This window comes from Rhizobium mayense (assembly GCF_030272705.1).
Classification (GTDB): domain Bacteria; phylum Pseudomonadota; class Alphaproteobacteria; order Rhizobiales; family Rhizobiaceae; genus Rhizobium; species Rhizobium mayense.
Genome location: NZ_JARFYM010000002.1, coordinates 189033 through 211150, shown reverse-complemented (window position 1 = coordinate 211150; position 22118 = coordinate 189033). Strand labels below are relative to the sequence as shown.

Annotated in this window: 25 protein-coding genes; 18 read left to right on the top strand and 7 right to left on the bottom strand. The window is 60.3% G+C overall.

The genetic code is table 11. From position 1 onward, the window contains the following. Positions 1-24: 24 nt before the first annotated feature. Together PY649_RS03650 and PY649_RS03645 are read right to left on the bottom strand one after the other, a co-directional pair. Positions 25-195, bottom strand: coding sequence for a hypothetical protein (locus tag PY649_RS03650; RefSeq protein WP_285866794.1), 171 nt, complete (start codon positions 193-195; stop codon positions 25-27). A gap of 59 nt (positions 196-254) precedes the next feature. Beyond that, the gene (locus PY649_RS03645; protein WP_285866793.1) at positions 255-452 is read right to left on the bottom strand and encodes a hypothetical protein; all 198 of its coding nucleotides are present in this window, start codon (positions 450-452) and stop codon (positions 255-257) included. A 33-nt stretch (positions 453-485) separates the two neighbouring features. Between PY649_RS03645 and PY649_RS03640 the strand changes: the two genes are divergently transcribed. Beyond that, positions 486-1025 carry a DUF4142 domain-containing protein gene (locus PY649_RS03640; protein ID WP_285866792.1) on the top strand — a complete coding sequence of 180 codons (540 nt, stop codon included), beginning with the start codon at positions 486-488 and terminating at the stop codon, positions 1023-1025. A gap of 63 nt (positions 1026-1088) precedes the next feature. Here PY649_RS03640 and PY649_RS03635 read toward each other — a convergent pair whose 3' ends face one another. Next, positions 1089-1526, bottom strand: a complete 438-nt coding sequence (locus tag PY649_RS03635; protein ID WP_285866791.1) for a MarR family winged helix-turn-helix transcriptional regulator — start codon at positions 1524-1526, stop codon at positions 1089-1091. A 286-nt stretch (positions 1527-1812) separates the two neighbouring features. Here PY649_RS03635 and PY649_RS03630 point away from each other — a divergent pair, with 286 nt between their 5' ends. After that, the gene (locus tag PY649_RS03630) at positions 1813-2646 is read left to right on the top strand and encodes an alpha/beta fold hydrolase (RefSeq protein ID WP_285867183.1); all 834 of its coding nucleotides are present in this window, start codon (positions 1813-1815) and stop codon (positions 2644-2646) included. A gap of 64 nt (positions 2647-2710) precedes the next feature. Here PY649_RS03630 and PY649_RS03625 read toward each other — a convergent pair whose 3' ends face one another. After that, on the bottom strand, positions 2711-3241 hold the full coding sequence (locus PY649_RS03625; RefSeq protein WP_285866790.1) for a chromate transporter: 531 nt from the start codon (positions 3239-3241) through the stop codon (positions 2711-2713). A 13-nt stretch (positions 3242-3254) separates the two neighbouring features. Continuing rightward, positions 3255-3803 (bottom strand): chromate transporter, encoded by a 549-nt coding sequence (locus tag PY649_RS03620; RefSeq protein ID WP_285866789.1) that lies wholly within the window; start codon positions 3801-3803, stop codon positions 3255-3257. 161 nt (positions 3804-3964) lie between these two features. Here PY649_RS03620 and PY649_RS03615 point away from each other — a divergent pair, with 161 nt between their 5' ends. The 8 genes from PY649_RS03615 to PY649_RS03580 all read left to right on the top strand — a co-directional run bounded on the left by PY649_RS03615 (position 3965) and on the right by PY649_RS03580 (position 12470). Beyond that, positions 3965-4663, top strand: coding sequence for an FCD domain-containing protein (locus PY649_RS03615; protein WP_285866788.1), 699 nt, complete (start codon positions 3965-3967; stop codon positions 4661-4663). Between the two features lie 70 nt (positions 4664-4733). Continuing rightward, positions 4734-5696 (top strand): Bug family tripartite tricarboxylate transporter substrate binding protein, encoded by a 963-nt coding sequence (locus tag PY649_RS03610; RefSeq protein ID WP_285866787.1) that lies wholly within the window; start codon positions 4734-4736, stop codon positions 5694-5696. 57 nt (positions 5697-5753) lie between these two features. Beyond that, positions 5754-6239 (top strand): tripartite tricarboxylate transporter TctB family protein, encoded by a 486-nt coding sequence (locus PY649_RS03605; protein ID WP_285866786.1) that lies wholly within the window; start codon positions 5754-5756, stop codon positions 6237-6239. Positions 6240-6249: 10 nt separating this feature from the next. Next, on the top strand, positions 6250-7788 hold the full coding sequence (locus PY649_RS03600) for a tripartite tricarboxylate transporter permease (RefSeq protein ID WP_285866785.1): 1539 nt from the start codon (positions 6250-6252) through the stop codon (positions 7786-7788). Continuing rightward, positions 7785-9167, top strand: coding sequence for an MmgE/PrpD family protein (locus PY649_RS03595; RefSeq protein ID WP_285866784.1), 1383 nt, complete (start codon positions 7785-7787; stop codon positions 9165-9167). Before PY649_RS03600 ends, PY649_RS03595 begins: the two co-directional genes overlap by 4 nt. Continuing rightward, positions 9164-9919, top strand: coding sequence for an SDR family NAD(P)-dependent oxidoreductase (locus PY649_RS03590; protein ID WP_285866783.1), 756 nt, complete (start codon positions 9164-9166; stop codon positions 9917-9919). The genes PY649_RS03595 and PY649_RS03590 overlap by 4 nt, the downstream gene beginning before the upstream one ends. 116 nt (positions 9920-10035) lie before the next feature. Continuing rightward, a complete protein-coding gene (locus PY649_RS03585; protein WP_285866782.1) occupies positions 10036-11403 on the top strand; it encodes an MmgE/PrpD family protein in 1368 nt (455 codons plus the stop codon). Then, positions 11403-12470 carry an isocitrate/isopropylmalate dehydrogenase family protein gene (locus tag PY649_RS03580; protein WP_285866781.1) on the top strand — a complete coding sequence of 356 codons (1068 nt, stop codon included), beginning with the start codon at positions 11403-11405 and terminating at the stop codon, positions 12468-12470. The genes PY649_RS03585 and PY649_RS03580 overlap by 1 nt, the downstream gene beginning before the upstream one ends. A gap of 67 nt (positions 12471-12537) precedes the next feature. On the opposite strand, the gene PY649_RS03575 is transcribed toward PY649_RS03580, so the two are convergent. Next, on the bottom strand, positions 12538-13569 hold the full coding sequence (locus PY649_RS03575; RefSeq protein WP_285866779.1) for an aldo/keto reductase: 1032 nt from the start codon (positions 13567-13569) through the stop codon (positions 12538-12540). Between the two features lie 222 nt (positions 13570-13791). Further along, the gene (locus PY649_RS03570; protein ID WP_285866777.1) at positions 13792-14493 is read right to left on the bottom strand and encodes a GntR family transcriptional regulator; all 702 of its coding nucleotides are present in this window, start codon (positions 14491-14493) and stop codon (positions 13792-13794) included. Between the two features lie 154 nt (positions 14494-14647). Here PY649_RS03570 and uxuA point away from each other — a divergent pair, with 154 nt between their 5' ends. The 8 genes from uxuA (at position 14648) to PY649_RS03530 (ending at position 22117) form a co-directional block, all read left to right on the top strand. Then, entirely contained in the window at positions 14648-15847 is a 1200-nt protein-coding gene (gene uxuA / locus PY649_RS03565) for a mannonate dehydratase (protein ID WP_285866775.1), read from the top strand. Then, on the top strand, positions 15844-17253 hold the full coding sequence (locus PY649_RS03560) for a mannitol dehydrogenase family protein (RefSeq protein WP_432761322.1): 1410 nt from the start codon (positions 15844-15846) through the stop codon (positions 17251-17253). Before uxuA ends, PY649_RS03560 begins: the two co-directional genes overlap by 4 nt. Positions 17254-17386: 133 nt before the next feature. Continuing rightward, positions 17387-18409 (top strand): Zn-dependent oxidoreductase, encoded by a 1023-nt coding sequence (locus PY649_RS03555; RefSeq protein WP_285866771.1) that lies wholly within the window; start codon positions 17387-17389, stop codon positions 18407-18409. Positions 18410-18468: 59 nt separating this feature from the next. After that, positions 18469-19278, top strand: a complete 810-nt coding sequence (locus PY649_RS03550) for a transporter substrate-binding domain-containing protein (RefSeq protein WP_285866769.1) — start codon at positions 18469-18471, stop codon at positions 19276-19278. Positions 19279-19340: 62 nt separating this feature from the next. Continuing rightward, complete coding sequence (locus tag PY649_RS03545; protein ID WP_285866767.1) at positions 19341-20015, top strand: amino acid ABC transporter permease; 675 nt, start codon at positions 19341-19343, stop codon at positions 20013-20015. Next, a complete protein-coding gene (locus tag PY649_RS03540) occupies positions 20012-20689 on the top strand; it encodes an amino acid ABC transporter permease (RefSeq protein WP_285866765.1) in 678 nt (225 codons plus the stop codon). The genes PY649_RS03545 and PY649_RS03540 overlap by 4 nt, the downstream gene beginning before the upstream one ends. Further along, positions 20686-21435 carry an amino acid ABC transporter ATP-binding protein gene (locus PY649_RS03535; RefSeq protein ID WP_285866763.1) on the top strand — a complete coding sequence of 250 codons (750 nt, stop codon included), beginning with the start codon at positions 20686-20688 and terminating at the stop codon, positions 21433-21435. The genes PY649_RS03540 and PY649_RS03535 overlap by 4 nt, the downstream gene beginning before the upstream one ends. A 4-nt stretch (positions 21436-21439) precedes the next feature. Next, positions 21440-22117, top strand: a complete 678-nt coding sequence (locus PY649_RS03530; RefSeq protein WP_285866761.1) for a GntR family transcriptional regulator — start codon at positions 21440-21442, stop codon at positions 22115-22117. The last annotated feature ends 1 nt before the right edge of the window (position 22118 follow it).

The following is a 22118-nucleotide window of genomic DNA, read 5'->3' as shown; positions in this document are numbered from 1 at the left end:
ACTCTTGATTGCTGCCTGACGTAGTCAAAGTTTCGGTGCCAGGAGAAACGCCAACAATACGATGCCGACCAGAACGGCAATAAATACCCACCGCTGCCAGCGCCTTCGCAAAATGATTTCACCCTGACGGGCGTCTTCCGCGGAGAACGTCGGCGGATGTCTCTTCGTCTCATCTGAGTTCTGCTGCTTGCTCATCCGGTTCCGTTCTCCACTCTTGTCCCTCGGATGATCCCAGATCTCAACTGCTTTGTGGGTCAAATGTTCCAGGGTGTTGGGATCGACAGCCTTTGCGTATCGACGCTTATGTCCGGCTGCTCGTCGTTATGTTTCGGCGGCGACAGTTCCAGGAAAATCGCAGGAACAATGTCGCTTCCCACATGGTTATTGGCAAAGCGGGCGAAGGCCACGACCGACACGACAAGATAAGCCGCGGGGATAGGGGTTCGCGGCAATTTTCCCCGCCGATGTCAAACGCGAAGTCATGATTGTTTAAGTGGAACGGCGCCGAAGCGTTCAATCACGAGGGTGTTGCGATGAGAACCAAAATATTACTTGCGGGTGCAACAATAATAGCCGGATGTCTGATAGCTTCATCGGCATTGGCAGTAAGCGATAAACAATTCCTAAGTGATGCCATCAAAGGCGACACCGCGGAAATCACACTCGGTCAGTTGGCTGCTCAAAAGGGCGCAAGCGACGGCGTGCGCTCGTTCGGCCAGACCTTGGTCACCGATCACAGCAAAACGAAGAACGAGGCTACCGCTCTGGCAGCAGCTCTTGAGGTGAATGTTTCCGGCGGTGTCGCGAGGGAGGCACAGCAAGAGCTCGACAAGCTCCAGCATTTGACCGGTCCCGAGTTCGACAAGGAGTTTGTGAGCTTCATGGTGACTGAATATGAGAAGGTCATTTCCGAGTTCAAGCAGAAGGCCGGCGAGGGAAACAGACAGGTCCCCCAACTTGCAGCGAAAGTCTTGCCGACGTTGCAGAAACATCTGCAACTCGTACAGTCCCTGAGCGGACATTGAGCACATCGCTCGATCGTGAGGGCCTGTGGCGAGTAGGCTGGGCGTCTTCATGGACTCCGGCTATCAATCTCTTGCGAGCACTTTGCGCAGTTCGCGGACATTTTGGTTCAACGCTTCGAATTGCTCAGCTGTCATGCCCGACCGCTCTACGAGGGTCTCACCGAGGCAGCTGCTCCGGCTGAACAGGGCTCGACCGGTCGCTGTCAGCCATACATGGACCTGGCGCTCGTCGATCGTACTGCGTCTGCGTTCGACGTGGCCGGCTTGTTCCAGACGCTGCACCGGCGGTGTGATCGTGCTTGATTCCAGCGCGAGCCGATCGGCGATCGCACCGACCGTCAGCCCATCGTTCTCACCCAACGTACACAAGACGAGATATTGCGGATAGGTGATGCCCATCGCATCCAGCATCGGCTTGTATGTGCGGTTGATGACGATGCTTGCCGCATAGAGCGAAAAGCAAAGCTGGTTGTCCAAGGGGACGGGTTTTAGTTCGGACATGGATGTTTTCCGATTGGCGCGCCTTCTTTCTCTATCACGAAAAATGATATCGCGATAATTTTTTTATAGACAGCAATCCGAGTTGGCTTTAGATATGTGTATATCGCGATAACAAATCGTGCGATATAAATTAATGGAGATTGAAATGAGCCAGTCGATCAATCAAGCTACTCGCCGTGGTGTCATGACGGCCGGGCTCGGCCTGGCCGCTACGGCCGCCGTCATGCCCTTCGCTCAAAACACACAAGCCTCTCCCGCAAAGCAATCTTCGAAAGGTAAGGACATTATGAGCAGCAACACGATTACGACCAAGGACGGAACGGAGATCTTCTACAAGGACTGGGGCACCGGTCAGCCGATCGTCTTCCATCACGGCTGGCCCCTGAGTGCCGACGACTGGGACGCGCAGATGCTGTTTTTCCTGAACCAGGGCTACCGCGTCATCGCTCATGACCGCCGCGGTCACGGCCGCTCGAGTCAGACGGCGACCGGCAATGAAATGGACGCCTATGCAGCCGATGTTGCAGAGCTCGTGGCTCACCTCGACCTGAAGGGCGCCATTCATGTCGGCCATTCTACTGGCGGCGGTGAAGTTGCCCGGTATGTGGCCCAGCACGGCGGTAACGGCCGGGTCTCCAAGGCTGTGCTGATCGGTGCAGTCCCGCCGATCATGGTCAAGTCCGAGAAAAATCCGGGAGGTTTGCCGCTCGAAGTGTTCGACGGCTTCCGTGCAGCGCTTGCTGCGAACCGTGCCCAGTTCTTCCACGATGTTCCGGCCGGCCCATTCTACGGCTTCAATCGTCCGGGCGCGACAGTCTCGGAGGGCATCATCAACAACTGGTGGCGCCAGGGCATGATGGGCGGCGCCAAGGCTCACTATGATTGCATCAAGGCCTTCTCGGAAACCGATTTTACCGAGGATCTGAAGAAGATCGATGTGCCGGTGCTGGTGATGCACGGCGACGACGACCAGATCGTGCCGATCGCAGATTCGGCGCTTCTGTCTTCGAAGCTGCTGAAGAATGCGACATTGAAGGTCTATAAGGGCTTCCCGCACGGCATGGCCACCACCCATGCAGACGTCATCAATGCCGATCTGCTTGCCTTCTTCAAGGCATAACCAGTCTCAAAAAAGAGGGCGCCCGCCGGGAGGCGGGCGCTTTGCGAACAATGTGTTGTCTGTTTCACGCAAATCCATGCAGGCTCACAAAAATACCCGCGCCACATGCCAGCAAGAGCAGGGGATTGATGCGGGTCAACATGAGAACCGCAGTCGATACTAGCGCGATAGCTTCGGCGACCCACCCCCCATCCATCGCTTTGAAGAGGATATAGGTCGCCGCCAGGATCATGCCGGCCGCGATCGGTCTGAGGCCGGTTTCCAGGGCGATTTGCCAGCGCGCACCCTGGAAACGCGACCAGACATGGGCGACGCCGTAGATCAGGAAAGCGGTCGGTCCAAACAGGGCGAGCGTCGCAACGACGGCGCCCCAGAAGCCAGCGACCTGCCAGCCGATCAAGGTCGCCAGCAATGAGCCCGGCCCTGGGGTCATACGGGAAATCGCGAAGGCGTTGACGAATTCGGCTTGCGTCATCCAGTGATGGACGTCGACGACCTGACGGTGGATGTCGGCGATGGCGCTTTGCCCGCCGCCGATCGTCACGATGGAAATTGGCGCAAAGACGGTCACCAGATCCCAAAGTGGATTTGACATCGGTCCGTCCTCTTCAGGCGTTGAAATAGGAGAGGGCGACGCTGACTGATCCGGCGCCCAGCACCGTCCAGATCAATGGCCAATGCAGGATGCCTATTGCAACGAAAGTGGCGATCATGAGGGCAATCGGTATGGCCTTGCGCGGCACGCGCCACGCCGAGGTCAATCCCATCGACAGCGACAATCCGATAGCCGCCGCGGCAGCTCCTTCGAGAAGCAGATGGGTGACATCGAACCGCATCAAGATGGCGAACAAAGTGCCGAGAAGGACGATGACGATCCCGGGCGGGACGATGATGCCGAGAAAGCCGGCGACGGCGCCCCTGCGGCCGAGCATACGATAGCCGATCCAGATGGCTAGGTTCTTGATGTTGATCCCGGGTAAAGCCTGCGAAATGGCCAGCCCGTTGAAGAATTCTTCTTCCGTCATCCACTGCCGCATTTGAACGAACTCTCGCAGAAACCATCCGCTCAACCCGCCGCCAAAACTGGTGAGGCCGATGCGGGCGAAGATGAGAAACAGTCCGAGAGCGGTCGGGCTTTGGTCTTGCGAGTTCCGCATGATGGGTGCGTCCTTCTGTAGGTGCGGCGTCTGCAAATGGAGGCTAGGGGCGCCATCGTTCTTATTGGCCACAATGACCTTTAGCAAGCGACTGAAGCGCGGCAATTTCGTAAATCGAAAATCGTTGACAATTTACGAAATGCGATTTACGACTTCGAGCCATGAAGACACCCGACCTCGATATCCTCCGTTTCCAGTCCATGACGAGCGTGCTTAAGCACGAGATCGAACAGCTTGTTTTGTCTGGTCATTTTGCCAGTGGAGAGCGGCTGAACGAGAACACGCTTGCCACGCGCTTTCAGGTGAGCCGCGGGCCGATCCGTGAGGCTTGCCGAGCGCTTGCCGAGAGCGGATTGCTGGAGCTTATCCCCAACCGCGGCGTATTCGTGCGCAGCGTCAGCGAAGAGGAAGCCCTGGATGTCTACGATGTGCGTGCGGCGCTTTTCGGCTTGGCCGCCAGGCTTTCAGCCGCCCGCATGGGCGAAGCCGACCTCGCCAATTTGGACGAGCTATTGGATGCGATGGACAGACTCGTCGAGCAGGGGTCGCTCGATGAATATTATCCGGTCAATTTGAAGTTCCACCAGGCGATTTTGCAGGGGTCCGGCAATAAGCGGCTGGTCGACGACTATGCGGCTCTGATCAAGGAGCTGCATCTCTTTCGCGCGCGAGGCTTGCTGCATGGCGGCGGCCTTAGGCGCTCGAACCTGGAGCACCGGCAGATCGTCGATGCTCTCAAGGCGCGCGATCCGGAGGCCGCATTCAAGGCGGCATTCGACCACGTTCAGCGGGGTAAGGATCGAATGCTGAATGTCGAAGATCCCAGCAAAGCCAGGGAGCTGGCCGACAAGACTGCCTAATTCAATTTTTGCTGGGATGGCGCCGAGGGGGCGACATTCAAAATCCAATTGCGATGGGAGGAAATATCGCATGGGAATTAATTTTAAACTTAAAGCAATTTCATTGGCGGTTGCACTCGTGGCAGTGCCTTTCGGCGCCGCCGTCGCCCAGGAAAAATATCCCACGCCGATCGTCAAGCTCGTCACGCATTCCAGCCCCGGCGGCGGCAGCGATGTGTTTCTGCGTGAAATGCTGCCCTATCTCCAGCCTTATCTAGGCCCGAAACTGGTCGTCGAAAATATCACCGGCGGCAGCGGCGCCAAGGCCATGTCGACGGTAGCTGCCTCGACGCCTGACGGTAGCTGGTTCTACGCGACGACGCCGACATATATCTATACGTCTCTGCTCAGCACGCCGGAAGCGACCTACAAGGATATGGAGCCGTTGGTGAACGTCTTCTACGATCCGGAGGTGATCTATACGTCAGTGGATTCCAAGTTCCGGACGTTGCAGGATGTCATTGCCGCCGCCAAGCAAGGTCGCGGCAAATGGGGTGCTGCGAACCCAGCCTCGCTCGAGCGGCAGGTTCTCGAACAGATCAAGGCGAAGACCGGCGTCAACGCCTCCATCATCACCTTCGAAGGCGGCGGCGATATGCAGATCAACGTGCTGAACGGCACGCTGGATATCGGCGTGGGTGAAATCGGCGAAATTCGCGCCCAACTCGATGCCGGCAAGCTGCGCATGCTGGCCGTCGTCGGCGACCACCGCCTGAACCAATTTCCCGATCTGAAGACGGCGAAAGAGCAGGGCATCGATGTGTCGGTGGTCAAGTTCCGTGGTCTCGCCGGCCCCAAGAACCTTCCGCCGGCTGTCATTGCGGCCTGGGAAGCGGCGATCCCGAAGCTGCTTGAAGACCCGAAATACAAAAAGATCTACACGGAAAACAATCTCGAGCCGGGTTTCATGAAGCATGATGAGTACGTCAGCTTCATGGGCAAGTTCGGCAGTGACACTCAGGCCTTCCTCAAGGCTTCCGGCGTCATCCAGTAACAGGCGGGGCGGCATTGTCGCCGCCTGCCTTCCCTTCGAGTTCAAAGGCTTCGTCCCATGAAACGCGATCTCGTTTGCGGCATCATGATGCTCGCGCTCGCCATAGCCTATTACAGCGTCGCAGCGGCCATCCCGCACAGCACGCTTGCCGACTCCGTCGGCCCTCAGGGCCTGCCGGTCAGTTATGCGATCGCGCTCGGCATCCTGTCGCTGCTCTTGATCGGAAACACGCCTTTGGGACGAGGCGGCGGCATTCATGTCGTTGTCAGCGCCGGCAAGAACACGGCAAAAAGCGACCGTTACGCCGCATTGCGTGCCGCCGGGATGGTACTTATAGGCGCCGCTTACGTCGCGATCCTGCCTTGGCTCGGATATATCCTGTCACTTGCCCTCCTGATCTTCTTCGTCGCCTGGTATCTGGAACGTCGCCTCACGCGATGGATGCTGCCGATTGCGGCGGCCGGCGGCGTGGTTTTCTGGGTGATCTTCGTTGAAATCCTGCAAGTTCCGCAGCCTGCCGGGCTGTGGCCGTCGCTGATCTGAGGAGGACGGCATGGCTGTTTTCATGCATCTGCTCGATGTCCTGACCACGCCGGGCATCATCTTCGCAGCCTTCGCCGGTGTCGCCTGGGGCGTCGTCGGAAGCTCGATGCCGGGCATCTCCGCATCGATCGCAATGGCGCTCCTCCTGCCTTTCACTTACGGCATGCAATCGTCGATGGCGATTGTGCTTTTGGCGTCGGCCTATTTCGGGGCGGAATATGGCGGCTCCATTCCGGCCATTCTGATCCGTACGCCCGGGACCAATGCGGCGGCTGCCACCGTTCTCGACGGTTATGCGATGAAGCAGCAGGGCCGGGCCGGTGAGGCGCTCGGTATCTCGCTCTATTCCGGTATCCTCGGCGGCATTTTCGGCCTCGTTGTCCTGGTGCTGTTGACGGAGCCATTGTCGCGACTGGCGCTGGCGTTTCATCCGACCTCCTATTTCGCTCTGGGTATTCTTGGTTTGAGCGTCATCGGGTCTTTGGCCGGTGAAAACTTGATCAAGGGTCTGATGGCAGGCGTTCTCGGATTGATGATCGCAGCCATCGGCACCGATCCTGTGACCGGCCTCAATCGCTTCACCTTCGGCAGCCCGGAACTTCTCTCGGGCATTCCGCCGATCCTCGTTCTCGTCGGTCTCTATGCGCTGAGCGAGTTGATGGCGACCGCCAGCGAGCCAGCGTGGGACAAGGCGGATGCGGGTTCGGCCCGCATCAAGTTCCCCAGCAAAGCGATCTGGAAACGGATCTGGCCGGCACAACTGATCGGCATGATTGTCGGCGTTATCGAAGGTGTGACGCCCGGCGCCGGCGGGACAGTCGCAGCCTTTCTTGCCTATAACGAAGCTCGCCGCTGGTCGCGCCATAAGGACGAATTCGGCAAGGGCGCCCCGGAAGGGATTGCCGCGCCGGAAACCGCCAATACCACGGTTTCCAAAACGGCTCTCATTCCGCTGCTGAGCCTTGGCATTCCCGGGACGAACTCCACGGCCGTCCTGCTCGGCGGCTTCCTGATCCAGGACCTTATTCCCGGACCGATGCTGTTCGTGCAGCATGCCGATATCGTGTTTGACCTCTATGTCGGCCTTGGCGTCAGCGTTATCGCATTGCTGGTCGCAGGCTATGCCTTCATGCCGCCCTGCATCTGGCTGGTGAACCGGCCGAAGTCCTACCTGATGGCCTTCATCTTCGCGCTGCTGGTCTCCGGCGTCTATGCGATCGAATACAGTCTGTTCCAGGTCGGCGTCGCGCTGTCCTTCGGCGCCCTCGGCTACGCCATGCGCTACTTCAGGCTGCCGTTCCTGCCGATGGTGCTCGGTGTCGTGCTCGGGTTCCTGATCGAATCCAACTACCGGCGGGCCTTGGTGCTCTCGGCCGGTGACTACTCGACCTTCCTCACCGATCCGATTTCGGCAGGCCTACTCGCCGTCGCACTTCTCTTCATCGTCGGCTCCCTCGTCGGACATGTCCGCGGTCACCGCAAGAATGACAAGACCGCGCCGTCCTCCCAGGCTGCGCAAGAGTCCCAAATCGTGAAAGGCCACTCGTGAACCAGCATAGCCCTCTTGCCACGACCACCATCGCCGAGACTCTGGCGCGGTGGATCGTCGGCCTCTCCCGTGACGGGATTTCGCAAAAGGCGATCGAGATTTCGCGCATGTTGATCGTCGACGTGGCGGGCCTCGCCATCGCCGCGCGCAATGAAGACTATGTCGCCGCGACGATTGCCGCGACCGACAAGGGTGCCACTACCGCGATCGGCCATCGTGGCGGCTTCGATGCCTTCAGCGCCGCACTGATCAACGGCACCGCCGCGCATGGCGAAGACTATGACGATACCTTCGAGGGCGGCCCGGTTCATTCCGGCGCGGTCATCGTGCCGGCGGTGCTCGCCATTTGCGAGCGCGAGGGGCTTAGCGGCGACAGACTCCTGAAGGGCGTCGCGGTCGGCGTCGAACTTCTCTGCCGTCTGAGCCTCGTTGCACCGAAGGCAATCCATACAGCCGGTTTCCATCCAACCGCCGTGATCGGCACGGTCGCTGCGGCGGCCGCCGTTTCCGCCAGCCTCGACCTCAGCGAAAGCGAGACGGTCTCGGCGATCGGCATTGCCGGCAGCATGGCGGCAGGCATCATCGAATATCTGGCTGAAGGCACCTGGACGAAGCGCATGCATGCGGGCAACGCCGCCCAATCCGGCATTCGCGCGGCGGTCATGGCTCGCGGCGGATTCCTCGGTCCTCGTACGGTGATGGAGGGCACGCATGGTTTCTTCCATGCGTTCGCACCGTCGCGTGCACCGGATTTCGACGCCCTTCTCCGCGATCTTGGTCAAGATTGGGTCATGGAGACCATCGCCTTCAAGCCCTATGCCTGCGGGACGATGACGCAACCGTTCATCGACTGCGCCATCCAGCTCGCCGAGACGGGCGTCGGCGCCGATGAGATCGTTGAAATCGTCTGTGATGTCGGCGAAGGGACGGTGCACCGGCTATGGGAACCGCTTGCCATCAAGCATGCGCCGCAGACGCCCTACGCCGCGAAATTCTCGACCCCGATCTGCATGGCCTTCGGCTTCCTCGATCGCAAGGCGGGGCTCGCGCAATTCACCGAGGAACGCATCGCGGATCCGGCGGTCAGGGCGCTTGCGGCGAAAATCCGTTATCGCATCGATCCGAACGACGAATATCCCAAGAACTTCACCGGCCATCTTCTCGCGACGCTTTCGGATGGTTCGCAAGTGGAATTCCGTCAGCCCTATATGCGCGGCGGCAAGCATGCGCCGCTGACGGTCGAGGAGATCGAGACGAAGTTCGTCGACAATGCGGTCTACGGCGGCTGGAGCCGCGAGACAGCGCTCGCCTTCCTCGATCTCTCCCGAACGATCTTCCACGACGCGGATCTCGGGCGGGTGAAGGAGTTTGCGCTGTGAGCGAACAGAGCCTCGCAGGCCGCGTCGCCATCGTGACGGGTGCTGCCCGCAACATCGGCCGTCAGATCGCGCTCGACCTGGCATCTGCCGGCGCCGCCGTCGTGGTCAATGCCCTTAGCTCTCGGGTGGAAGCGGAAGCCGTCGCAGCGGAGATCGTGTCCGGCGGCGGCCACGCGATCGTGACATTGGCGGATGTCGCGACGGAGGAGGGGGCAGAGCGGCTGGTCGCAAGCGCGCTCGCCGCCTTCGGCAAGCTCGATTGCATTGTCAACAATGCCGCAATCCGCCGCGAGACACCCTTTTCCGATCTCACTTATTCGGAATGGCGCGAAGTGCTGAGCATCATTCTCGATGGGGCGTTCCTGATGGCGAAGGCCGCGCAGCCGGCTCTTGCGCGTTCCGACAATGCGGCGATCGTCAACATCGGCGGGATGTCTGCTCACACGGGTGCGGCCAACCGCGCGCATGTGGTCACGGCCAAGGCGGGCATCGTCGGGCTGACGCGCGGGCTTGCGCATGATCTGGCGCCGCAGGGGATCACCGTCAATTGCGTCGTGCCCGGCATGGTCGGAACGGCGCGTGGCCGATCATCGGCGCAAAATCCCTCCCATCATGCGGTGCATGCCCCATTGGTCGGTCGGCGGGGGCGGCCGGAAGAGGTGGCCGCTCTGGTGCAATTCCTCGCCGGTCCGAATGCCCGTTACCTGACCGGCCAGACGATCCATGCCAATGGCGGGGTCTTCCTGTCATGAACCACAGTTTGCGCGATCGGCCTCCGGTCGGTCTTGCGACTTTCAACGGCAACGGCTTTTTCCGAGCGCGTCTGCCGGCTCCCAAGACATCATTATTTTTTGGAAAAGGAATGCCCATGACTGAAGTGACCCGGATTCTTGCGCGTTATCTGGTTCAGGCGAAGCCGGAAGACGTTCCGGCCGCCGTCAAACGGGAGGCCGTGCGCTCATTCCTGAACTGGCTCGGCTGCGCCGTCGGCGGTTCAGTTCATCAGACCCTCGATCGCGCAACGGAAGCGCTGCGGCCATTCATGGGCGCGGGCCAGGCAACCGTGCTTGGCCGCGGCGAAAAGACCGATATTCTCAATGCCGCGCTTCTGAACGGCATTTCGAGCCACGTCTTCGATTTCGACGACACGCATCTGCGCACGATCATCCATCCCGCCGGTCCGGTCGCCTCGGCCATCCTTGCCTTTGCTGAGCATCATCCGGTTTCCGGCACTGATTTCCTGCATGCCTTCATTCTCGGCGTCGAAACCGAATGCCGGATCGGCAATGCGGTCTATCCCGCCCACTACGACATCGGCTGGCACATCACCGGCACGGCCGGCGTCTTCGGCGCGGCGGCGGCGGTCGGCAAGCTTTTGAAGCTTGACGAACAGCAGATGGTTTGGGCCCTCGCCATTGCCGGCACGCAATCTTCGGGTTTCCGCGAAATGTTCGGAACGATGTGCAAAAGCTTCCATCCGGGCCGGGCGGCACAAAACGGCATGACGGCGGCGCTCCTCGCCAAGCAGAATTTCACCAGCTCCGATCGCGTCCTGGAAGCGCCTCGCGGTTTTGCGCACGTGATGTCGACCGCCCGCAATTTCGATGAGATTACCCAGGGCTTGGGAGAGCATTTTGAGATCAGCCTCAACACCTATAAGCCGTTCGCCTGCGGCATCGTCATCCATCCGGCGATCGACGGCTGCGTGCAGCTTCGCAACGAATACGGCCTGAAGGCCGAGGATGTCACCTCGATCGAATTGGAAGTCCATCCGCTCGTACTTGAGCTCACCGGCAAGAAGACGCCGCGCACCGGGCTCGAAGGCAAGTTCAGCGTCTATCATTCCGCCGCCGCCGCGATCATCTATGGCGCGGCCGGCGAAGGCGAATATGACGACGACGTGGTGCGCGACCCGAAGGTCATCGCGTTGCGCGATCGGGTGAGCGCCACCGCAAGCCAGAACATCCACGAGGACGAGGTGAGGGTACGGCTGACGACAACGGATGGCCGCGTACTCGAAAAACATGTCGCCCATGCGATCGGCAGCCTGGAGCGGCCGATGAGCAATGCGGATCTGGAAGCGAAATTCCGTGGACTGGTCGATCCGGTGCTCGGCCAAGCTAGCTCGACGGCGCTGCTCGAACTCGCCTGGAAGATCGGCGATCTCGCCGATGCCTCCGAAATCGCCCGCGCCGGCGCGAATGTTGCCAAGGCACGCCAGGCGGAGGCGGTCTGATGCTCCGTATAGGGATATTGAATGGCGACGATATCGGTCACGAGATCGTCCCAGAAACGATCGCGGCTATGCGCACAGCGGCTGCCGTGACCGATCTCGAAGTTGCCTGGACGGCGCTGCCGATCGGCCGCGCTGCCTATGACGAACTCGGCACAACGATGCCGGCCGATACATTGGAACGGCTGTCGAAGCTTGATGGCTGGGTGTTGGGGCCGATCGGTCACCAAGCCTATCCGAAGAGTCCATCAACGATCAATCCGCACCCGATCCTGCGCAAGCACTTTGATCTCTATGCCAATATAAGGCCAGCGCGTTCCTATCGCAGCCTTCCTTGTGTGCATCAGAACGTTGACCTAGTGATCGTGCGGGAGAACAACGAAGGCTTTCAGCCGGACCGCAATGTCGTGGCCGGATCGGGTGAGTTCCGCCCGAGCGAGGACATGACGATTTCGGTGCGCGTCATTACGCGTAGTGGCTCGTCCAAGGTCGCGCGTGCCGCGTTCGAATTGGCTCAAAGCCGCCGGAAGAAGCTCACGGCGGTTCACAAGGATACGGTGTTCAAGCTCGGCTGCGGCATGTTCGCCGAGGAATGCCGGCGCGTCGCCGCAGATTTTCCGGAGGTCCAATATGAGGAGACGATGGTCGATACTTTCGCTATGCGTCTTGCCATGAAGCCGCAGCAATATGACGTCGTCGTCACCACCAACATGTTCGGCGACATCCTCTCGGACGAGGCTGCGGGTCTAGTCGGCGGGCTCGGCATGGCGCCGGGCCTGTGTGCCGGGCCGGATCTTGCCATGGCGCAGGCGACGCACGGATCTGCGCCCGACATCGCCGGAAAAGGCATTGCCAATCCATTCGCGATGATTGTGTCAGGCGCCATGCTTTTCGATTGGCTCGGTCGAAAGAAGCGGGAGCCCAAAGCGATCAGAGCGGCAGCGCTCATACGTCAAGCTGTCGAAGCGATCATCGAAGAGAAACTATTCGTCACCCCCGACCTCGGCGGAGAATCCTCCACGAGTGAGATGGGCGAGGCTATCAGATCGAGGATCAATACGCTGGCATGACGAAGCACTTCGTTTCGGCGATAAACCGATGGCGGAGAAGCAATGCTCTCCGCCATCATTGCATATCTTACCGACCACCTTCGATCTTGCGGTGACGCTGGTTGGTGCCGCCCTTGCCGTAGGGGTAATCCGACGGCTGCGGTGCACTGATTTCATTGAGCCTGTCCATCTCCGCTCCCGATAGCGTCAGTTCCGCTGCACCGAGATTGTCGGCGAGTTGTCCTGGCGTGCGGGCGCCTAGAATGACGGAGGTTACCGCCGGTCGTGCGGCCGTCCAGGCAAGCGCCACCTGCGCCATGCTGACGCCGCGAGCCTTGGCAATCTCTTCAACGGTGGCAATGATCGCCCAGGTCCGTTCCTGTGCATTGCGGGCGGCGTAGGATTCGCTGCCGCGATTGGGGTTTTCGCCGAGGCGAGTCGCTCCTGTCGGCATCTGGTCGCGTTTGTATTTGCCCGTCAGCCAGCCGCCGCCGAGCGGCGACCAGGGTAGAAGGCCTATGCCGGCATCCTGGCAGGCCGCAACGATTTCAAGCTCGATATCGCGGACGAGCAGGTTGTATTGCGGCTGAAGCGTCACTGGGCGCGTATAGCCGCGCGCTTTGGCGATTTCGACGGCCTTGGCGATATGCCAGCCGACATAATTGGAGAAGCCATAATAGCCGATCTTGCCGGCAGAGACGGCATCGTCGAGGAAGCGCAGCGTCTCCTCGATCGGGGTCAGTGCGTCCCAGGCGTGCATCTGATAGAGGTCGATGTGCTCGACACCGAGGCGATGCAGCGAGTCATTGAGAGCTTGGTTGAGGTGCCGGCGTGACAGGCCGATATCGTTCGGTCCGCCGCCCATCGGGAAGCGCCCTTTGGTGGCGATAACCGCCTGTCGCGCCTCAGTCGGCCGCGCTTTCAGCCAGTTTCCAATGATCTCCTCCGACCTGCCGGCGCTGTAGACGTCGGCGGTGTCGATGAAATTGCCGCCCCAAGCGAAATACTCATCCAGCAATCTGTGAGATTCCGCTTCGTCCGCTTCCGCGCCGAAGGTCATTGTGCCAAGGCAATACGCCGTGACGACGGCCCCGCTAGGGCCGAGCTTGCGATAATCCATTCCTGCCTCCTCTGGTGGAGCGCCTGCACCCGAGCCGCAAAGCGGTCGGCAGAGCGAGCGCCCCGTGATCTATAGCGATGTCGTGCTTGAGACGGCCTCCAGCCATCGAATGAGGTTCGGCGCTCCACGCCTCAACGCAGGGCCGTGCCACAACCATAGCCAATCATACCGCTGCGGCAAGTGGGTTTGGAAAATAAGCAGCGCTACTCTGGCTGGAATGGATCAATCGAAGATCTCGGGTCTCTTCGCCAACAGCGAATCGATGGTACGGAACACCTGCTGGAGATGCTTGGCCATATGTTTTTTGGCAACCTTAGCATTGCCGGATTCGATGGCGGTCACGATTGCCATATGCTGCTCGTAGAGCTCGGTCAGGTGGCCCGGCTCGGGCAGGCTCAGAACACGAACGCGGTCGAGCTGGCCTTTGACATTCTGGATGACCTTCCAGGCCCGTGTCAGGTTGACGGACACGGATAGGATGAAATGGAAATTTTCGTCCTCCGCCAGGAATCCATCCAAATCGCCGTTGTCGGCAGCGCGCTTCTGCCGCGCCAGGCTCTCACGCAGGCGGGCGCTGATAGCGGGGTCAGATAGTTCGGCCACGCGCGCGACAACGGAGACTTCCAGCGCTTCGCGAATGAATTGCGCCTCCAGGACTTCCGAAACACGGATTGGTGCAACGAATGTGCCGCGCTGGGGAAAGATATCGACCAGCCCATCCTCGGCGAGCTTGATCAGCGCTTCGCGAACCGGCGTCCGGCTGACGCCGAGCATGAGGGCGAGTTCCTTTTCGCTCAGGGCCTGTTTGGGCGCGAGACGGAGATTGAGGATCGACTGGCGGATATTGCCATAGATCTGCGGCGCCATCGGCAGCTTCGGATCGATCGCAAGCAGGGATGTCGATTGTCTATCGGTCAGAGCCAATGTTGTTCTCCGGTGCATGGTGGAACGCTTCTATCACAATGAAGTGGCAGCGCTCACCGACCAGCTTCGTTGACATATTACCATGGTAGTGTATTTGAATCGAGTGTGAATATTGCCGGGTTCGGTGGCGTCAGTTTTCAAAGGAAAAATCAGGATGAGGCATACGTGGAGATGGTTTGGGCCGATCGACAAGGTCAGCGTCAAGGATGCCGTTCAGGCTGGCGCAGACGGTATCGTCAGCTCCCTCCATCATATTCCGACCGGTGTGGCCTGGCCATTGGAGGAAATCCGCAAGCGGCAGGATGAGATCCGGCAGGGCGGATTGGAGTGGGAGCTGGTCGAAAGCATTCCCGTTTCCGAGAGCATCAAGACGATGTCCGGCGATTGGAAAGAGCATGTGAAGGCGTGGGCCGAGACGCTGCGACGCCTGGCCGAGGCAGGAATTTCCACGGTCTGCTACAATTTCATGCCTGTTCTTGATTGGACCCGTACGGATCTGCGCTGGCCGACACCCAGTGGCGCAAAGGCCATGCGGTTCGATCTCGTCGATTTTATCGCCTTCGATCTGCATATCCTTCAGCGGCCGGATGCGGCGACCGATTATTCCGCGGAATTGGTGGAGGCCGCCGCCCAGCGCTTTGCCGAGATGCCGAAAGAACGGCGTTTGATTCTTTCGCGTAACGTCGGAGCGGGGCTTCCCGGGCAGGCCGAGGCTTATACCTTGCCGGAACTGCGCTCCGAACTCGCGCGCTACAGCGCGATCGATGCCGAGCGCCTTCGCGGTCATCTGATCGACTTCCTGTCCGAGGTCGTGCCTATCGCCGAGGAACTGGGCATGCGACTTTGCGCGCATGGAGACGATCCGCCGTGGCCGCTTCTCGGCCTGCCGCGTATTCTCTCGACCGAAGCGGACTACACGCACATCCTGAAGGCCGTCGACAGCCCCGCCAATGGCGTCACTTTCTGCACGGGCTCGCTTGGCGCGCGCGGCGACAACGACCTGCCGGCGATGATCTGGCGGCTGGCCCCGCGCATCCATTTCCTCCATCTCCGCAATGTTCGCCGCGAGACGACGGCGCAGCCGGGTTCCTTTTTCGAGGACGAACACCTTGAGGGAAATGCCGATATGGTTGCGGTGATCGCCGCGATCCTTTCGGAGGAACGGCGACGGAAGGCCGAAGGGCGTGCGGACCACACGATCTTCATGCGGCCCGACCATGGCCAGGAAATCTTGGATGACTTGGCGCGCGGCGCTCAGCCGGGCTATCCTGCCATCGGCCGGTTGAAGGGCCTCGCGGAACTGCGTGGTATCGAGCGCGCCTTGTCACACCCCCAATACGGATTGGCCCGCTGATGGAACGATTGACTGCTCGCACGCAACTAGATGCTTCAACTCAGTCTCCCCCTTACAATAGGCAGGTGCTGAAGCCGGGGATCGTTCACATCGGCCTCGGTGCCTTTCACCGCGCGCACCAGGCGGTTTACACAGATGCGGCGCTGGCGCATGCGTTTGGAAACTGGGGCATTGTCGGCGTCAGCTTGCGGTCGACGGAGATCGCCCATGATATGCGGGCGCAGGATTGCCTTTATAGCGTTGTTGCGCGTGACCGCTCCGGCGACAATGTCCGGGTCGTCGGCTCGATCGTGGAGGCGCTTGCGGCCAGCGAGGATGGGGAGGCTGTCCTTGCGCGGCTCGCCGATCCAGCTGTTCATGTCGTCACGCTGACTGTCAGCGAAAAGGCTTATGGCATCGATCCCGTTGGCGGCGGGCTTGATCATGCCCATCCGGCAATCGCCCACGATTTGAAATCGCCGACCCGCCCGATGGGCGTCATCGGTTACCTGACGGAAGGGCTCGCGCGGCGACGGGCGGCCGGGCAGCGGCCATTCACCGTGCTCTGCTGCGACAACCTGCCGAGCAATGGACGCATCGTCCGGCGCCTTGTGACCGAGATGGCGGCCGCCCGCGATCCAGGCCTATCGGCATGGGTCGACGAAAACGTATTTTTTCCATGCAGCATGGTCGATCGCATCGTTCCCGCCGCGACGGCCGAGACCCGTGCCCGTGCCGAAAAGCTGCTGGGAGTGGAGGACAGGCTGTCAATCGAAGCCGAGACCTTCTCGCAATGGGTGATCGAGGATGATTTCGTATCCGATCGCCCCGCCTGGGAGGCGGGCGGGGCGCTCTTTGTCAAGGATGTCGAACCTTACGAGAAAATGAAGTTGCGGCTGCTGAATGGTTCGCACTCGCTGATCGCCTATCTCGGGCAATTGCAGAAGCTCGAATTCGTCCGCGACGTCATGGGTGTGCCGGAAAATGTCGCGCTGGTCCGGCGGCATATGCAGGCTGCGGTTCGCACGCTCGATCCGGTGCCCGGCATCGATCTCGCCCACTATATGGATCAGCTTGTGGAGCGGTTCGCCAATCCGGCCATCGCCCATCGCACGCTGCAGATCGCCATGGATGGTTCGCAGAAACTCCCGCAGCGCCTCTTCCAGCCCGCCGTCGACGCTCTTTCTTCGGGAAGCGACGGGGCGGAGTTCGCCTTCGCAACGGCCGTGTGGATAGCCTTTATCAAACTGGCCCGTACCCTCGACGATCCGCGCTCCGGGGAACTCTTGAAGGCCGCTGCGGATGCAGTGCGGACGGACGACGAAACGGCATCCTTCTTTGCTGTGCCGGGGCTTTTCCCCAAGGAATTGCAGGCAAACAGGGTCTGGAGAGACCGGGTAAATTCGCTCCTGAAATCCCTTGTCTAAGGCGAGAGGCACTTTGTCGATCGCATCTTAAAAATGGGCCTTGCGCCTCCCTACGTTCTTGGATACAAGTATGCAAGCTTCACTTTCACCGCTTCTTTGGAGGCGGATTCGTTGGTCGGAGCAGGGAGGATAAATGGTTGCGATAGCGGTACGCGCGCCTCATCGGTTGGCGCTGGAGGATAAGAGTTCTGCTGAAGGATTGGCGCCCGGCGAAGTCACGATCCGGGTCAATCGGGCCGGCATTTGCGGCTCGGACATCCATATTCTGCACGGCTCGAACCCTTTCGTCGTTTATCCCCGCATCATTGGCCATGAATTTGCCGGCACGGTTGAGGCGATCGGAGCGGGCGTATCGCGCCTGGCGGTCGGAGATCGCGTGGTCGCCGATCCCGTTGTTTCCTGCGGAAAATGCCATCCCTGCCGTATCGGTCGGTCGAATGTCTGTGCCAATCTGCAGGTCATCGGCGTGCATCGCGACGGTGGCTTCCGGTCGGTGGCGGTCGTCCCGGAAGACAATGCGGTGAAGGTTTCACCATCCCTCGGCTTCGACATCGCTGCTCTCGCCGAGCCTCTGGCGGTTGCCGCGAACGTGCTGTCGCGCACCGGTTGCGGCCCTGAGGATGTGGTGCTGATCTACGGCGCTGGCACCGTCGGACTGACTGTGCTGCAGGTTGCGAAGATGAAGGGCGCGCGCTGTATCGTCGCCGATATCGACGACAAGCGCCTTGAGCGTGCTCGTGAATTCGGCGCCGACGTCGCGTTTAACTCTTTGGAAAAGTCCGTTCCGGACATGGTTGCCGGAGAACTGGATGGGCTCGGTCCATCGGTCGTCATCGACGGCGCCGGAATTCCTTCGCTGCTGGAGGAGGCCTGCCGTGTGGCGGCGCCTGCCGGCCGGATCGGACTGCTCGGATTTTCTTCTGCGCCTTGCAATGTCAGCCAGCAGGAGATCGTCCGCAAGGAATTGAGCCTCGTCGGCTCGCGCCTCAATCGCCGCTTCATTCCGGAGGTGGTCGGCTGGCTGGAAAGCGGCGCCCTCAAGCCGGCGGCGATGATTACGCAGACCTTTGCCGCCACGGACGCGGCCGCCGCTTTTGATCTCATCGAGCGGCACCCCGAGCAGACACTGAAAGTGCAGCTCGCCTTCGACACCTGATCACCACCGCACCCGATTAGCGGAAACATTCAACCTTATGACCTTGGGAGGGTATATCCATGTTTTTGAGACGCGCATTTTTAGGTCTTCTTGGCGGCCTGGCGATAGCTGCAACCGTTTCGGTTCCGGCCTTCGCGGATTCCGGCAGTATTCTTCAGTCCGTTCTTTCCAACGGCAAGCTTCGCGTTGCCGTGCTCGGTAGCCTGCCGCCCTATGCTACGGTCGGCGCTGACGGCGTACCTGTTGGCTACGACATTGACATTGCGAAAAAACTGGCGGCGGCACTGAAGGTCGATCCGGAATTCGTCGTTACAGATATTCCAAGCCGCGTGACGTCGCTGCAGACCGGCAAGGTCGATGTGACGATCGCCGATTTCACCCGCAACGTCGAGCGCTCGACATCGGTTGCCTTCTCCAACCCCTATGTGGTGACCAATATGCGTTTGCTTGTGCCGGCAAGCGCGCCCTACAAGACGATCGACGAGGCTAACGCCGCCAAGATCCGTGTCGCCATCTCGCGCGGCGGTACGGCGGAGCGTGCCGTGCCGGCCCATCTGCCCAACGCCCAACTCGTCCGTTTCAACACCCAGGCCGACGAACTCAGCGCTTTGTTGTCCGGACAGGTCGACGCGATGGCGGAAGACGATTTCTACAATCGGAAGGCCATCGCCGATAACGCAGGCAAGCTTCGCCAGGTCGATGGTTCGCTCGCGCGCGCCGAAATTGCCATCGGCGTCCCGGCAGGCGACGCCGAATGGTTGCGCGTCGTCAACCTGTTCGTCGACCAGTTCAATGCGTCCGGTGACAACAAGGCACTTTTCAAGACCTGGTTCGGCTTCGACCAGCCTGCACTGCAGGCGCAATATTGATCGGAGTGGGAGCGGCGTAAGCCGCTCCACCATCCCGCAGAGAGAACCTGGCGGAGAGGACCATGCATTATACGCTCCAGTTTCGCAGCATTCGCGAATATCTGCCGCTGCTCTGGGATGCCGCACAGACCACGCTGAACCTTTCGATTCTGGCCATCATCTTCAGCGTGATCATCGGCTGCGGACTGGCGATCATGCGCCGCAGCCAGAGCCGGCTCTCGCGCGTCTTGGCTGTTGCCTATGTCGAGATCATGCGGAATACGCCGCTCCTGGTCATCCTTTATATCGTCTATTTCGCGCTTCCCGCCATGGGATTGCGTTTCTCATCTTTCACCGCCGCGTTGATCGGATTGACGCTCAACAGCGCCGGCTACATGGCCGAGATCATCCGTGCAGGGCTTGTCGCCATCGCGCACGGCCAATTCGAAGCGGCGCGGGCACAGGGTTTCAACCCCGTCCAGACTTATCGCTATATCATTCTGCCGCAGGTCTTTCGTGTCATCTACGCCCCGCTCGGCAATCAGGTGATCGCAGTCATCCTTGCATCATCGCTCGCCTCGGCGGTTGCCGTGGAGGACGTCGCTTCGTGGATGCAGACGGTCGGCTCCACCTCCTTCCGCTTCTTCGAAACCTTCCTGGTGGCGGCGGGCGTCTATCTGGTTCTCTGCCAGGCGGTGAACCTCATGCGCCTTGCGATCGGCCGCATGCTTTTCCGGGATAATGGTGTGCGCCGATGAATCATGACCTGTTTTCGTTTTTGCCGCTTTTTCTGAAGGCCGCCGCGCTCACGATCTGGCTGTCATGGCTGGCGCTGATGATCGGCGCCGTCGCCGGGGGCTTTGTGGCGCTGGCGCGGACGTCCCGCTGGTGGCTGCTCAGAGTGGTAGCTCTGCTTTTCGTCGAATTCTTTCGGTCCATTCCGATCCTGATCGTGCTGTTCTTCGCCTATTTCGGCCTACCGGTCATGTTCGGCGTCGATATCTCGACGTTCACGGCGGCGACGCTTGCGTTGGCGCTGCACGCCACGGCCACGATGTCAGAGGTCATGCGCGCCGGCATCGAGAGCGTCGGGCGAGGACAGTGGGAAGCGGCGCAATCGTCCGGCATGACCTTTGCCCAGACCATGCGGCATGTGGTCGGCCCGCAGGCGCTGAGGGTCGTCCTGCCACCTTCGGTCGGTGTCTATGTGACGACGTTGAAGGAATCGTCGCTTGCCTCGATCATCGGCTATGTCGAATTGACCAAGACCGGTCTTCTGGTTCGCGAAAGCACTGGCGGCAGTTTCGCGCCGCTGCTGCTCCTCGGCGTCCTTTATTTCCTCATCAACTATGGAATCTCGCTGGCGGGAGGCGTGCTTGAGCGGCGCTACAACGTCGGAACGAAGCTTATGCTCGCGGGAGGCGGACAATGACGCAGGCAGTTCTTGAATTCGACAATGTGGTGAAGCGGTTTGGCAAGCGCACCATTCTCGACGGTATCTCCATGCAGGTGCAGCCGGGTGAGATCGTCTGTTTTATCGGCCCCTCCGGCACGGGGAAATCGACACTGCTGCGCTGCGTCAACGGGCTCGAGGATATTCAGGGCGGGCAGATCCGCTTCGAGGGGCGCCCGGTGCTCGCACACGAGCGCAGCGCGATAACGGGCGTTCGCCGTCGGATCGGGATGATCTTTCAGCACTTCAATCTTTATCCGCATCTGACGGCCCTGCAGAATGTCGTGCTCGCTTCGGTCGTCGTACACAAGCAGGACCGGAAAACGGTCGAAGCGCGGGCGAAAGCCCTGTTCGAGCGCGTGCGCCTGTCCCATCGGATGAATGCCTATCCGGCGCAGATGTCCGGTGGCGAGCAGCAGCGCGTGGCGATCGCCCGTGCGCTTTGCGCCGACCCGCATATCCTGTTGTTCGATGAGCCGACCTCCGCGCTCGATCCCGAAACGGTCGGCGAAGTTCTCGGTGTCATGCGCGACCTTGCTCGCGAGGGTCGCACAATGCTAGTCGTCACGCACGAAATCCGTTTCGCCGCCGATGTCGGTACGCGAATGATATTCATGGACGAAGGCAAGGTCGTGGAAGACCGAGAGCCTCGCGCGCTGATCGCGAATCCGAGCAGCGAACGGGCGCGGCGTTTCCTGAGCACCATCACAGCAGAGGCGCATTGAACCGATGGCCGTATCACCAATCCGCCCCAGGATGAGCATCAAGGACCTCTATGACGTCCTCTATATGCGTATTCTGACCGGCGAACTTCGACCGGGCGCGGCGATTTCGGAAACACGGATCGCGGACGAAGTCGGCTTGAGCCGGACGCCGGTTCGGCAGGTGTTTCAAAGACTTGCCGATGCAGGCTTTCTGGTGGTCGTGCCGCAGGTCGGCACCTATGTAGCGCCGATCGAGATCAGCGCGGTTCGGGACGCGCAGTTCGTGCGCGAAATGCTGGAATGCAGCGCCGTCGCCGAGGCTGCCACGTCACCCGTTGCGGATAAGGAAGCGCGGCTGCACCGGTTTCTGGAGGATCAGCGCCGGCTGATCGGCAAGGGCGATCACATCGGCTTTTTCTTGTCCGACGAGGCGATGCACCGCGCGCTGATGGAGATTGCCGGGCATCCCCATGTTTGGGACATGATCGCGTCGGCAAAAGTTTCCCTAGACCGTCTTCGCTATCTTTCGCTCGAGCGGATCGATTGGCTGGAGATGATCTTTCGTCAACATGAGGATTTGGTCAATCGCGTGGTCTCGGGCGATCCGGACGGCGCAACCAAGGTGATGCAAGCCCATCTGCGCACCGCTTTCGCCGCTATCGAGCGCATCGCCGCCGAAAATGCGGATTTCTTCGCGGAATAAC